This window comes from Streptomyces sp. CA-179760 (assembly GCF_050937045.1).
GTDB lineage: Bacteria > Actinomycetota > Actinomycetes > Streptomycetales > Streptomycetaceae > Streptomyces.
The window spans coordinates 5,182,841-5,195,631 of the sequence record NZ_JBNJLZ010000001.1 but is presented as its reverse complement, the minus strand read 5'-3'; the positions used below and the strand labels follow the sequence as shown (position 1 = coordinate 5,195,631).

The window sequence follows — 12,791 nt, the reverse complement described above, 5'->3', positions numbered from 1 at the left end:
GGTTTTGCCGCTGGGTGTCTTCATGCACCCCGGCACTGCCCTTGCCCGCCGACGGCATCAAGTGCTGAGCCGACGCCACCCTGGTCACGCGAACCCCTGACGTCATCTGTCCGGTGTCTCCGCAAGATCGGGTAGAGGCCCTGTGCAAGGGGACCTTCGTCAGCGCCTCGGCCGGGAGGTACGGGGCCCAGGTCGCGTTCCGCGAAGGAGCGTCGGTCTGCGACGGGCGGGCTGTGCTCAGGTGGGCCGGGTGGGGGCCCGTAGTCCGATGTTGTATCCGCCCTGTGGGGTGGGTTCGGCGGTGAGGGTGCCGTCGAGCAGTTCGGCGCGTTCTCTCAGGCCGATCAGGCCGTGCCGGGCGCTGGGCAGGGCGACGGAGGGGCGGGTGGGGGCGGTGTTGGCGACGGTGACGCCGAAGTGCTGCGCGTCGTGCCACAGGCGCACCTCGGCGCGGGCGCCGGGGGCGTGCTTGCGTACGTTCGTGAGGGCTTCCTGGACCGTGCGGTAGACGGTGCGCTGGGCGGTTGTGCTGATGCCGGGCGGGAGCCCGCCGGTCAGGGTGGTCTCGATGCCGCTGTTGGCGATCAACTGCTGGAGGTCGGCGAGGGTGGGCTGCGGCGTGAGTTCGGTGTCCTTGCCACCGGAGGCGCGCAGCAGGGTGACCATGTGGCGGAGTTCGTCGAGGGTGTTCACGCTCAGAGTGCGGATGGTGCGGGCGGCGTCGCGGGCGTCGGGGTCCTTGGCGGCGACCTGCAGGGCTCCGGCCTGTACGGCGATGAGGCTGACCTGGTGGGAGACGACGTCGTGCATCTCGCGGGCCAGTTGGGCGCGTTCGCGGGCGAGGACGGTCTGGGCGTACAGGGCGCGTTCGTGTTCGCGGGCCACTTGGACCTCGACGAGTTGGCGGGCCACGTCGCGTCTGGCCTGCACGAGCTGGCCGCACAGGATCGGGGCGAAGGCCATGGCCAGCGTGTAGACGAACTCGATGAGCGTCCAGGTCCGGTCGCCGGGAAACGTGTCGCCGGAAAACGTGTCGGACAGGGGCCAGGCGAGGGTGGTGGCCGCCGCGTTCAGCAGGGCGCAGCCGGCCAGCAGGGGGCGGTTGCGGGTGCGCGCGGCCAGTGTGTACAGGGCGGTGATCGGTGCGACTGCCACGTCCATGATCAGGGTCATGGGCAGTGTCAGCAGGAAGACGGCCAGTGGAAAGCGCCTGCGCAGGAGCAGTCCGGCGCAGCCGAGGGCGGCGCAGGCCCACATGAACGTCGTCGCCTCGCCGTAAAGGTTGATCCAGGCGTCGAGCGCGGCGAGCACGACGAGGCCCGCGTCGACCGCCCAGGGCGGCACCCGCCGCCGCAGTGCCTGCCCCGTGCTCATCATCCGTTGCTCCGTGCCGTGTCGGCGCCGTCGTCGCTGAGCAGTCCGGCCCGCTCCGCGAGGAGCGCCGCCTGGACGCGGCTGGAGACCCTCAGCTTGGTCAGGATCGAGCTGACGTGGTCCTTGACGGTGCCCGCGCTCAGATGGATGCGGATGCCGATGTCGGCGTTGGAGAGTCCTTCCGCGATCAGGACGAGGACGTCACGTTCGCGGTCGCTGAGCCGTTTCACGCGCGCCACGTCCGCGTCCTGGGGCGCGCCGGCCCCCGGATGGCCGCGCAGCAGGACCCGCGAGGCTTTCGGGGACATCACCACCCCTCCCGCGGCCAGAGTGCGTACGAGCTGGGCGAGTTGTTCGGGCTCGGTGTCCTTGAGCAGGAAGCCCGCGGCTCCCGAGCGCAGCGCGGTCAGGATGTACTCGTCGGTGTCGAAGGTGGTCAGCATGGCCACCGCCGGCGGCTCGGGCAGCGTCTGGATCTCCCTCAGGACGGTCAGGCCGTCCACGTCCGGCATGCGGATGTCGAGGAGCACGACGTCCGGGTCCTCGCGCCGGATCACGTCGGCTGCCTGCGCTCCTTCCGCGGTCGCCACGACCTGGATGCCGTCAGAGAGGTTCAGGATCAGCTCGAACCCGGACCGCACCAGCGCCTCGTCGTCCACCACCACTACCCGGATCACCGGCGTTCCGCCTCACACTCGTCTGCTCTGTCCAGCTTCTCGGCGCCCCGTGCACTCCGCATCGGACCGTCCACGTTCCCGTACGGTGATCGCCTGCTTTCGACAGTACGTCCGGCACGGCGCGCGACGATGCGGCCGTTGTGAACACCCGCCACCCGGCAGACCGGTTCCAGCCGGTCGGGGGGAGCGCTCCGGCCCGTCGGCGGGCGGGTGGGCGAGGCTCGGCGGATGGTGTCCGTGGTTCTCGTCCGGTGGGATCGATCCGTGGGCCCGCCCGAGTCTGCGGACCGCAGTCGATTTTCCCGTACCGTCAGAGGATCACCCAGCCATGCCCCGCCTGTCCCTGCGTCGGCCTGTCCGTGCTCTGCGCCGCTGTGCGGCGCGGCCCCATGTGCTGTTCGGGGGCGTGTACGGGGCGGTACTGGCCAGCTCCATGGTCGCCGCCCTGACGGAACAGGGTGAGACTGCGCCCGCCGACCGGCTCAGCAGCGCCCAGTGGCTCCTGGTCACGGCCGTCGCATCGGCCTTGGCGCACGGTTACGCACATCTGATCGCCCTGCGCGGCGACCGGACCCATCACGGTGTGCGCGCCGCGGTGCGGCTGTTGCTGTCCGAGTGGCCGTTGGTGGTGGCGACGGGGCCGACACTGCTCCTGTTGCTCGGCGCGGCCTGGGGGTGGTGGCCCTCGGCGGGCATCGAGTACGCGGCCTTCGCCCTGAACGTGGTGCTGCTGTTCGCCTGGGGCCTGCTCGCGGCCCGTGCCGCAGGTCGCACGTGGGGCTCCGCCTTGAAGATCGGCACAGTGGACGCGTTGCTCGGGCTTGCGGTCGTGGCGGCCAACGCCGTTATCAAATAGGGCAGTTGGCCGTCCGGGCCCCCGACCGGCCGGCGCGGCGCTGTTCCGCCGGTCGGCGGGGCGGTCCCGGCCGGTCGGCGGGGGTGTCACCGACGCCTGCCGGGTGGTCTGCCCCCTGACATCCACGCGAGATTCTCCGCATGACACAGATACAGCCGCCGCAGGAGACACCGGCTCCGCCGCCCCGGACCTCGCCCGAGTCCGCCGGGCAGGCCCCCGGCCACCCCTCGATGGGACGCCTGGTCGGGGTGGACCTGGCCCGTGCGCTGGCGGTGTTCGGCATGTACGTCGTGCACATCGGCCCCCCGCTGTCCGCCACGACCGGCGTCGCCAGCTGGATCCGGTACATATCGGACGGCCACTCGTCGGTCCTGTTCGCCACCCTCGCAGGGTTCTCACTGATGCTGCTCGCCGGCCGACGCGAGCCCAAGACCGGCTTGGCCGGCCGGCAGGCGAAAGCCCGCATCGCGATCCGCGCCGTGGTCCTGCTGGCCCTGGGCACCGTGATGGCGATCGAGTACGGGGGAGTGATCATCCTCGGCTTCTACGGGGTCTACTTCCTGCTCGCCCTGCCCCTGGCGCGCCTGCGCGCCAGGACCCTCGCGATCATCGCGGCCGCGTTCGCCCTCGTCACACCGCAGCTGGCGTTCGCCCTCACCTCGCTGCTGACTCCCTCGGTCCAGCAGAGCATCAACACCTACGACCCGCTCCGCCACCTCAGCGAGGTGGGAGTGCTCGATCTGCTGCTCACCGGCTTCTACCCGGCGCTCACCTGGATGTCCTTCGTGATCGCCGGCATGGCACTGGGCCGCCTCGACCTGTCCTCCCGCACTGTCCAGAAGCGCCTCGCCGCGCTCGGCGCCACCCTCACCGTGACCGCGTACGGCATGTCCCTGCTGCTCGCCGGCAAGGACGCGTTGCGGAGCCTCGCGGAAGGCGGGTCGTCGTCCGGCGGCTCCGGGTCGATGCCGATCGACAGCGGATCGATGCCCCCCGATGCGGGGTCGTTCCCCGATATGCCGGCGTCGTCGCTCCTGGCGGCCGGTCCGCACAGCGGCACCACGTTCGACATCATCGGCAGCGTCGGAGTCGCGATCCTCGTGATCGTGGGCGCGACGATGGCGATGGACCGCCTGCCGCGACTGCGCCGCCTGGCCAAGCCGGTCATCGCCGTGGGCACCATGTCCCTGACCGCCTACGTCGGCCACTTCGTCGCACAGTCCGCGCTGTCCACGCCCGCCGGAACCGGCACCCAGCAGTCCTGGCTGCCCCTGATCATGTACGTCCTCGGGGCGATCGTGTTCGCCACCATCTGGTCCCGTTTCTTCCGCCGCGGCCCCCTGGAATACCTGCTCAACGCCGCCACCAAGCCCGCCAAGTACATCCGATGACACCCGGCCGGGGTGGCTCGGCTTCATGCCCCATCCCGGCCTGGACGGCCTGCCCGGCCCGCAAGGGGATCGCCCTTGCGGGCTTCGGCTGTGGTCCTGGCCGACTGATTTCAGCTCCGCCTGGCAGGGCCACCACCGTTGGCCGGTATGCCGGGTGCCTGCGGCGCCGAGCGGTGCGGGGATCGTGCGCGCGTGCTCAGCCCATGGCGCTCGATGGCCTGGAGGAGGCCGGCGAAGGTGGTGCAGGTCGCCGGTTCACCGATGTCCTCCGCCATCAGGCCGGTGATGTGCTCGATGGACTCGTCCGGGTGGGTGGGTTCTCGGCGAACAGCGCGTCGAGGAACCGGCCGTGGCCGTACAGCACGGCGAAGGTACCGAGGCGGCCACGGTGGTGAAGCCCGAGCACGCCGCGCAGTCCGGGGCGCGGAGCGGACTGCCGGCCGATGCCCATGCGCGTCAGGTTGAACCGGCGGCCGTCCGGCCTGCTCAGCGAGCCCTGCCGGCCCTTGGCCATGAGTACGGGTATGGGGACTCCAGGGTGAGGGACGGACTGGGCGCGGGGGGAGCGAACCGTCTGGTGACGCAGGCACTGCCCTCAGCCTCACGAGTCGTGTGGTGCGCCGGTATCCCGAGGATGTACGGCGACCACCTCGCCACCTGGCCCGGCTGCCCCCGCCGCACGGGAGGGGGCAGCCGACGGCCGACGGCACCGGCGAGCCCATGGGCCAGGCCCGTCTCACCCGCGGGGGCGTCCCGCCGAGGTCAGGAGCTGCGTCGCCGCGAGCTGCGCGTACAACTCGTCCCGCTCCACCAACTCCTCATGGGTGCCGACCGCGCGGACCCTGCCCGCGTCCATGACGACGATGCGGTCGGCGTCCGTGACCGTCGACAGGCGATGGGCCACGACCAGCACCGTGGTTCCACGTGCCGTCTCGGCGATGGCGTCACGCAGTGCCAGCTCGTTGACGGCGTCGAGCTGCGAGGTCGCCTCGTCCAGGAGCAGCAGCCGGGGCCTGCGCAGCAGCGCGCGGGCGATCGCGATGCGCTGGCGTTCGCCGCCGGACAGTTTCGAGCCGCGGTGCCCGACCAGGGTGTCCAGGCCGTGCGGGAGACCCTCGGCGAGTGCGTCGAGACTGGTCCGGGAGAGGACCTCGCGAATCTCGTCGTCGGTCGCGCCGGGCGCGGCGAAGACCAGGTTCTCCCGCAGCGTGCCGGCCAGCACCGGCGCGTCCTGCTCGACGTACCCGATGACGGACCGCAGCTCGGACAGCGGCCACTGCGTTATGTCCTTGCCGTCGACCAGGACGCGGCCGCCGGTTGCCTCGTAGAACCGCTCGACGAGCGCGAAGACCGTCGACTTGCCCGCGCCCGAGGGGCCGACGAAGGCCGTCATCCCGCCGCCCGGCACCTCGAAGTCCACCCGCTGATGGATGTCCGGCAGCCCGGGCCCGTACCGGAAGGACACCTCCTCGAAGCGGACCGACGCCGGACGCGGCGGCACCGCGTCCGGCGCCGCCGGACGCACCGGCCGGCACCGGTCCTGCGGCTCCGTCGCCAGGCCGTCCACCTGCGCGATCCGGGCTATCGCGGCCGCGCCCTCCTGGTAGTGGGACGCTGCCTCGACCAGCTTGTACACCGGCTCCATCAGGTAGAAGAGGTACAGCAGGAACGCGATGAGCGTGGACACGGGCACGTCCCCGGACGCCACGCGAGCCCCGCCGACGGCGAGCACCGCGAGGAACGCCAGCTCCACGGCGAGGTTGTCCGCCGAACCCAGCACGGCCTCCCACTTCGCGCTGCGCACGCCATGGCGCCACGCCCTGCGCGCCGCCGCCTCGACGCGAGCGGTCTCCCGCTCCTCGGCGCCGGACGCCTTCACCGTACGGAACGCGCCGAAGACCCGCTCCAGACCGGTGGACATCTCCCCGACAGCCGCCTGGGAGCGCTCGGCGGCCTGCCCGATCTTCGGCATCACCAGGGCGGCACCCGCTCCGACGACCGCGACCACGCCGAGCGTGACGCTCAGCAGGACGGCATCGAGGAACGCCATCACCACGACCGCCGCGACCAGCGTCACCGCCCCTGTCGCCGCGGAGACCACCGCCTGGGTGCTGACCGCCCGCAGCAGCGTGGTGTCGGAGGTCACCCGGGACATCAGATCGCCCGGCTGCATCCGGTCCACCTCCGCCAGCCGCAGCCGCAGCAGCCGTCCGATGAGGCTGCGGCGGGCGGCGAGCACCACCGACTCCGCCGTCCGCTCCAGCACATAGGCACCGAACGCCTCGGCCACCATGCTCAGCAGGACCAGAACGGTCATGGCCAGCAGGACGGTGCCGATCGTGACACCGGACGAGAGCCGGTCGACCAGCGTCTTCGTGGCCAGCGGCTGCACCAGCCCCCCGGCGGCCCCGGCCAGCGCACACAGCAGACCGAGCGCGACGGCCCACCGGTGCGGACGGACGTACCCGTACAGCGCCCTGAGCGTCTCGCGGGCGCGAAGCGACTCGGCACCCGTCGCCTTTGGGGCGGATGCGGTGTTCACAGGGTTCCTTTCCTACGTGGTCGGCCTCGCATCGCGTCAGCGGCTGCGGGCACCGGCCCGCGCGGGGGCCTTGGGGGTCGGCTCAACGGGCCAGTTCGACGGCGCTCGTGGCGAGCGTGTGCACAACGTCATCGCGGAGTTCAGGGCGTACGACGGCCAAGCAGAGGCCGCTCGCCACCAACGCCATGCCGAGGAACTCCCAGAGCTCGCTCCTGCGTCGCCCGGCGTCACCACGACCCGCCGCATCGGCCGGTGGCCGGCGGGTGGTGTCGAGCTCCCTCTCGTGCGCGCGGTGTGTCATGCCGCCAGCTTGGAAGCCCGGGCCTTCCGTAGGCCATCCGGCGGTCGTCGGGTGCACCCCCGCCGAGTGGCTGGAGCCGCGTGCACACACCCCGCGGCTTCATCGGCATCAAGGACAGTGCCGCCACCTGCGAACCCCTCAGGGACCCCGGTCAGAGGCGGCGGGCCGCGCGCAGCCCCTGTGCGTAGTAGCCGTCCCCGTCGACCCGTGAGGTGCCGCCCTTGTCACCCATGGTGGGGCCGCCCGCGTTCTTCCGGCTGGAGATGAAGCGCGGGTGGTCGGCGGTGTCCAGGCCGAGGTAGATACCGATGTGGCCGATCCGTCCGCCGGGCAGCTCCTGTGTCCTGAAGAAGACCAGGTCGCCGGGCTGGAGCTGCTGGATGACAGCGGGGCGGCGGTCGGTGAGGGGGATCACTGGTACGCCCAGCCGCCCGTGGGCGATCGCGTCGGGGGTCCGCTGCAGCCCGCTGCCCGCCGCGCTGTCCCTGCTGTTCAGCGGGAACCCCGAGCGGTAGCCGTACACCAGCCGGACATAGCCGGAGCTGTCGACGGAGCGCGCGCGGTCCTTCTCGGGACGGCGGGTGACCGTGTCGGGGAAGGTCCAGGGGATGCCCAGGTAATCGTAGAAGTCCGAACCCGTGCGCGGCTTCGACTTCCCTGGCCCGGCACGCCCGGAGTCGCCGGGGGTGCTGGGCGTGTAGCGGGCGGCACCGCTGTACTTGACTCCCGCTGCCGTCGTCCGGGCCGGGGCACCTGCGATGTAGTCGAAGGCCGTGGCGAGGATGTCGGGATCGCGGCTGCCGAGCCGGGACCTGAGCCAGGTCCTGAACCAGCCGCTCCGCTCCGCGCCACGGGTCCATGTCTTGGGCAGCAGCCGCACCCAGCTCTTGGAGACGACTTCGACATCCGTCGTACGCGGCTCCGCGAAGGTCCTGCTGGGCCCTGTCAGTACGGCCGTACGGGCGCCGTCGGTGAACGTGGCGATGACGGTGCCGCGCCGGTCGCGGGCGACCGTGCGGGCGGGGTTGCCGATCCGCTCGAAGCGCAGCGGGCCGGTCCTGCCCCGGATTCCGGCACCCGTTGATGCCAGTGATGCCTGTGATGCCTGTGATGCCTGTGATATCGGCGATGCCGCCGGACTGTCGGTGCGGTGCCTGAGCTGCAGGGTCAGCCCGTAGCTCGCCGCGAGCAGGACGGCTGTCACCAGGAACAGGGCCGCGTTCTTCGTCAGAGGGAACCTACGGATTCCGGGCAGGAGGCGTTTCACTGGTCAACTCCGATGGGGGGAAGGAGAGATGGCGCCGCTTGTCGGGGAGGGGGCGGCTCACGTCGTGGGCAGGGCGCCCAGCAGCAGCCCGGACACCAAGATCACGTAGGTGGCGAAAGTGACCGCGGCGGTGGAGAGGACCGTCGCGGTCTTGGGCTGCCTCTCGAGCTGGTAGGCGATGAGCCCGGGGACGATGAACCCGAGGGCCTGATGGGCGAACAGCAGGGGGAACTGTTGCTGGAGCAACAGGGAGAGCCCGGCCTGGAGCAGGACGCCGATGAGTACGACGGCGGCGAACAGCCGCTTGCCGTAGAGGATGACGAAGCGCTGCAGCAGCTTGGTCAGCAGGTAGGTCAGGGCCGCCACGCCCGCGACCATGGCGGCGCGCCGCAGATCGCCGACGAGGGTGAGGGCGAGCCAACCGGGGGTGATCATGCCGCCCGGTGAGAGGTTCGTGGTCAGGTAGCACAGGAGGGAGAACACCAGACCGAGTGCGATGCCGATGGCGGCGATCTGGGGGGTGACTACTGCGGGGATCAACGGGATTCTCCATGCGAGGAGTTGTGGTGGGCGACGAGTGAGGTGGGGGCGTCGCTCGGGTCGGCGAGGTCTGCGGCGGCGTCGGGGTGTTCGGGCGCGAGTGCCGCGAGCCGCTCCAGGAAGAGTTCGCCCTGGCCGTGGATGTTGCCGATGGCGACGAGGGAGGAGTCCGGCCCCAGGTGAGCCAGCAGATCCGTGGTGAGCCGGTCGGGGTCGCGGCGGTCGCCGCCGAGATCGACGACGTTCCCGGTCCAGTGGGCGGGTATGGCGTCGGCAGCCGACTTGGTGGGGTGGCCGATGAGGAACACCGTCTCCGGGTCGAGCTGGGGGATGAGCGCGCCCATCTGCCCGTTGCGCTCCACACGGTCGGGACGGCAGTTGATGACGACGTGCAACGGACGGTGGATCGCGCCCAGTTCGAGCAGTTGCTGGATGTTCATCAGCGTCGACTCGGGGTCGTTGGCGGCGAAGACGTTCGCGAAGCGCAGCCGCTTTCCGTCAGGGGTGCGGTACCGCTCTACGGACAGCACACCCGGGTCCGGTGGCGCCTCGTACATTCCCTTCAGCGCGGCCGCGCGGTCGACGCCGAGCAGTTCGGCGACCGCGAGGGCGATGGCGACGTTCTCCTTGAAGGTGAACCAGCTGAAGCCGCGCAGTTCCTCGTCGGTGACGGTTTCCGGGTCGGCGTAGACCAGCTCGCAGTTCCGGGCGTCGGCCTCCTCCTGGAGGATGTGGAAGCGCTCCTTCTCCGCGGTGACACAGACGCCGCCCTCCGGCAGGGACCGGCACAGGGAGCGGGCCACGTCGTCCAACGTCGGGCCCATCTCGGCGAGATGGTCCTCGCGGACGTTGCAGAGCACGCCGATGGTGGAGCGGATCAGCTTGGACTGGTTGATCTCCTGGAGTGCGGGCATGACGGCCATGCACTCCATGACCAGGACATCGGGTCGGTAGGCGGCGGCCCGCCGGACGATGCCGATCTGCTCCACGACGTTGGCGATGCCGAACTTGCGGTAGACCGGCTCCTCGGTGGCATCGGGGTGGATGAACCGGGCCGCGGTGCCCGTGGTCTTGGCGACGGTCACCAGGCCGCTGCCGCGCAGCGCGCCCGCGCACAGCCGGGTGATGGAGGACTTGCCGCGAATGCCGTTGACCAGCACTCGGGTGGGTATGGCGGCGAGATTCGCGTCATGGCGGCGCTGTTCGACGATGCCTGCGACGAGCAGGCCGGCGCAGCACGTCGCGAGGACGCAGTACAGGAAGAGCACGGCGGGTCAGCTCCTGGGACCGGGACCGGACGGGGAAGTGGAGGGGGTGGGCACGCTGTCCGCGGAACCGGGCGCGGGCGGTGTGTCGGTGCGGCGGAGTCGCTGTCTGATCAGTTCGAGGCTGCGGGCGAGGGATCCCACCTCGTCGTGGTAGCGCGGGTAGAGCACCGTTCCGCGGTCCCCGGCCGCCAACGACTCGGCGCCCTGGGCGATTTCACGCAGCGGACGTACGACGACGAGGTACATCCAGCCGATGCAGAGGGCACCCGTGGTCACCCCCAGCAGACCGACGAGCATGATCCGCCGCTGTGCCTCGTACTCGGGCAGGCCGATCCAGAACACCGGCCTGATCGAGGCGACCTTCCAGCCGAGTGCGCCCGCGACGCCCAGCTTGGCGTTGAACGGCGCCACCGCGGCGACCGCCGGATCCCTCCAGCCGAGCAGCAGTTCGGCGGCGCCCTTGGTCGTGTGAACGGCCTTCAGCTGGTCCCGCAGCCGGCCGTCGGAGACCCGGCCGAAGGCCACGAACCCCTTGTTGGACGCGATGACCCGATGCGCGGAGTCCACCAGCCACACCGAGCCGAGACCGGGTCGGTTGAGGATGCCGGTCAGGTACTGGACCTTGAACTCACCCACGACATACCGGCGTCCGGACCTCGCCGGCCCACCCTTGACCGGCTGAGCGGCCACGGCGGCGAGCACCGGTTCCGCGCCGGAGGTGTTCGTCTGCATGACCCCGGGGCTGATGCGGGCCTTCTTCGGGGTACGGGGTCCATCGCCGGCGCGGACGAGGATCCTGCCGGCGCCGTCGACGACGTACAGGGACCGGTATCGGCCGTGCTGCTCCAGGGATCTGTCGAGGACCGTGCGCGCCTCCTCCGACCGGGAAGCGTCGATCACGGTGGCGAGATGGGAGAGATCCGCGTATCCGTCGTTGATCCCCCTGCGGACGCGATCCGCCGTCGTCTCGGTGCGTTGCCGCTGGTCGTCGGAGATCAGCCGCGGTACGACCGCGGCCGGGTGCGGCAAGGTGCTGCCGAGCGTCAGCAGCATCGACGCGGGCCAGGCCAGCAGAGCGAACGCGCACACCGCCAGGACGGTGCGCAGTCCGAGCCGACGCCGGCCCTTGCCCGTCCCGCGCGGAACACGCCCCTTGGCCGGTGGCCGCGCGACCGTCTCCTGCGACGGCCCGCCCCTGCCACGGAGTTGACGGCGCAGTGCCTCCAGCGCGGCGCCGACCCGGGCAGGTTCCCCGAAGCGGGGCACGCGGACGGGAGCCGTGAGGTCACCCGAGCCGAGCCTCCGCGCGTCGCGGTGCAACCGCAGCAGAGGCCGCTGCACCACCAGGTGGAGGGCGGCGGTGACCCCGGCCGCGAGGGCCAGGAGCACGGCCGCGGCGAGGAGGGCGAGACGAAGGTCACCGGTCCCGGCCCCATGACTGTTGGTTCGCACCGTCGTGACGACCGTCAGTCCGAGTTCGTTGCTCGGACTCTCTTTCGAGGCAAGCGCCCGGGCCACTGAGGCATACCCGACGGCGGTACGGGTGTTGCCGTCCGCGGCCCCGACGAGACTGCCGCTCGGACCGGTGAAGCCGCCGGCAGCGGCGGTGTCCGACGGTCCCTTGCTCTGCGCCTGGCGGGCGGCGGTGCGGGCCAGCGCCTTGGCCCGGTCGGTGCCGGATCCCGGCCCGGCCGAGGTGAGGGTGGCCCCGTCACGGTCCACGACGTTGAGCGTGTGCTTCCTGCCGACGGAGATGCCCGGCAGCTTCAGGCTCTGGGAGGCGACGAGCAACTCCTGCCTGCCGCCTTGCGACAGCGTCGCGAAAGCCAGCAGCCGGGTGACACCCGAGTCGTCCCGCACCAGTTTCGGAGGCGGGTTCGCCGGCAGTCCACGAAGGTTCACCTTCCCGAGCGGTACGGCCTCGCCCTGCGCGGCGAGCAGCCGGCCGGTGGACACGTCGACGACGGCGGCACCGCGCCACTTGCGGTAGGTCCGGTCGAGGCGGGTCAGCATCGCGTCCGCCGGTACGGACTTGGAGCCACCGAAGTCCGCGGCCGCTGTCCGCAGATCGGTGACGCTCTGGTCGACGGCGCCCTGCAGCGCGACCGCCCCGTCCTCGGCGATGTGCTGCTGGGAGCTGAGGACGGCCTCGGGAACGCCCCGTTCGGCATCGCTCCCGACGGCGAACACCGTCAGGCCCGCGACGAGCGCCAACAGAACCGGCAGGACCGCCAGTGGCGGCCGCACACCTCCCAACAGAGCCATGTCCGCCCGACGCCGAGCCCGGCCGGGCGTGGATATCGGGGATCGAGTGGTGGTCAAGAAGAATCCTTTCCGAGCTCTCCGGATGCCGCGTGAAGCAACGAGCAGAATTTCTTGACCTGTCTGACGACGGGAATACTTCGCCGGTTTATCGGGGAGGTGTGACGGTACTCACTAAACTCGCCTGACCTGCTAGTTTGCCGCATATTGAGAATGGTGAATTTAGTCTTCACGGAATGCGAACAAATTGCGATGGGTCGCCTGCGGGCGAGACGAAAATTGCCCGCAAGGATTATTTTGCATTTCTTCTGCC

At 70.8% G+C, this 12,791-nt stretch carries 11 protein-coding genes; 2 read left to right on the top strand and 9 right to left on the bottom strand.

Translation table 11 applies throughout. The features are described from left to right. Positions 1-237 precede the first annotated feature (237 nt). Together ACQEV8_RS23480 and ACQEV8_RS23475 are read right to left on the bottom strand one after the other, a co-directional pair. A complete protein-coding gene (locus ACQEV8_RS23480; RefSeq protein ID WP_432972934.1) occupies positions 238-1,374 on the bottom strand; it encodes a sensor histidine kinase in 1,137 nt (378 codons plus the stop codon). Further along, a complete protein-coding gene (locus ACQEV8_RS23475) occupies positions 1,374-2,039 on the bottom strand; it encodes a response regulator (RefSeq protein ID WP_432972931.1) in 666 nt (221 codons plus the stop codon). The genes ACQEV8_RS23480 and ACQEV8_RS23475 overlap by 1 nt, the downstream gene beginning before the upstream one ends. 340 nt (positions 2,040-2,379) lie before the next feature. Here ACQEV8_RS23475 and ACQEV8_RS23470 point away from each other — a divergent pair, with 340 nt between their 5' ends. Together ACQEV8_RS23470 and ACQEV8_RS23465 are read left to right on the top strand one after the other, a co-directional pair. After that, the gene (locus tag ACQEV8_RS23470) at positions 2,380-2,907 is read left to right on the top strand and encodes a hypothetical protein (RefSeq protein WP_432963344.1); all 528 of its coding nucleotides are present in this window, start codon (positions 2,380-2,382) and stop codon (positions 2,905-2,907) included. A gap of 140 nt (positions 2,908-3,047) precedes the next feature. Continuing rightward, on the top strand, positions 3,048-4,298 hold the full coding sequence (locus ACQEV8_RS23465) for a DUF418 domain-containing protein (protein WP_432963341.1): 1,251 nt from the start codon (positions 3,048-3,050) through the stop codon (positions 4,296-4,298). Between the two features lie 274 nt (positions 4,299-4,572). Here the strand turns inward: ACQEV8_RS23465 and ACQEV8_RS23460 are convergent, their stop codons facing one another. The 7 genes from ACQEV8_RS23460 to ACQEV8_RS23430 all read right to left on the bottom strand — a co-directional run bounded on the left by ACQEV8_RS23460 (position 4,573) and on the right by ACQEV8_RS23430 (position 12,481). Then, the gene (locus tag ACQEV8_RS23460; RefSeq protein ID WP_432963338.1) at positions 4,573-4,812 is read right to left on the bottom strand and encodes a hypothetical protein; all 240 of its coding nucleotides are present in this window, start codon (positions 4,810-4,812) and stop codon (positions 4,573-4,575) included. Between the two features lie 222 nt (positions 4,813-5,034). After that, positions 5,035-6,840 carry an ABC transporter ATP-binding protein gene (locus ACQEV8_RS23455; protein ID WP_432963335.1) on the bottom strand — a complete coding sequence of 602 codons (1,806 nt, stop codon included), beginning with the start codon at positions 6,838-6,840 and terminating at the stop codon, positions 5,035-5,037. 82 nt (positions 6,841-6,922) lie between these two features. Next, positions 6,923-7,141, bottom strand: coding sequence for a hypothetical protein (locus ACQEV8_RS23450; RefSeq protein WP_432963332.1), 219 nt, complete (start codon positions 7,139-7,141; stop codon positions 6,923-6,925). Between the two features lie 151 nt (positions 7,142-7,292). Next, positions 7,293-8,408, bottom strand: coding sequence for an NlpC/P60 family protein (locus ACQEV8_RS23445; protein WP_432963329.1), 1,116 nt, complete (start codon positions 8,406-8,408; stop codon positions 7,293-7,295). Between the two features lie 57 nt (positions 8,409-8,465). Continuing rightward, positions 8,466-8,948, bottom strand: coding sequence for a poly-gamma-glutamate biosynthesis protein PgsC/CapC (locus ACQEV8_RS23440; RefSeq protein ID WP_432963326.1), 483 nt, complete (start codon positions 8,946-8,948; stop codon positions 8,466-8,468). After that, positions 8,945-10,216 (bottom strand): poly-gamma-glutamate synthase PgsB, encoded by a 1,272-nt coding sequence (gene pgsB, locus ACQEV8_RS23435; protein WP_432963323.1) that lies wholly within the window; start codon positions 10,214-10,216, stop codon positions 8,945-8,947. The genes ACQEV8_RS23440 and pgsB overlap by 4 nt, the downstream gene beginning before the upstream one ends. 6 nt (positions 10,217-10,222) lie before the next feature. Beyond that, positions 10,223-12,481 (bottom strand): HAMP domain-containing protein, encoded by a 2,259-nt coding sequence (locus ACQEV8_RS23430; protein ID WP_432963320.1) that lies wholly within the window; start codon positions 12,479-12,481, stop codon positions 10,223-10,225. Between the last annotated feature and the right edge of the window lie 310 nt (positions 12,482-12,791).

What these genes read in the sequence shown, in the direction of transcription:
- ACQEV8_RS23460 (WP_432963338.1), bottom strand. Translation starts at nt 4,812, where the DNA reads ATGGCCAAGGGCCGGCAGGGCTCGCTGAGCAGGCCGGACGGCCGCCGG.
- ACQEV8_RS23465 (WP_432963341.1), top strand. Translation starts at nt 3,048, where the DNA reads ATGACACAGATACAGCCGCCGCAGGAGACACCGGCTCCGCCGCCCCGG.
- ACQEV8_RS23430 (WP_432963320.1), bottom strand. Translation starts at nt 12,481, where the DNA reads ATGGCTCTGTTGGGAGGTGTGCGGCCGCCACTGGCGGTCCTGCCGGTT.
- ACQEV8_RS23470 (WP_432963344.1), top strand. Translation starts at nt 2,380, where the DNA reads ATGCCCCGCCTGTCCCTGCGTCGGCCTGTCCGTGCTCTGCGCCGCTGT.
- ACQEV8_RS23450 (WP_432963332.1), bottom strand. Translation starts at nt 7,141, where the DNA reads ATGACACACCGCGCGCACGAGAGGGAGCTCGACACCACCCGCCGGCCA.
- ACQEV8_RS23480 (WP_432972934.1), bottom strand. Translation starts at nt 1,374, where the DNA reads ATGAGCACGGGGCAGGCACTGCGGCGGCGGGTGCCGCCCTGGGCGGTC.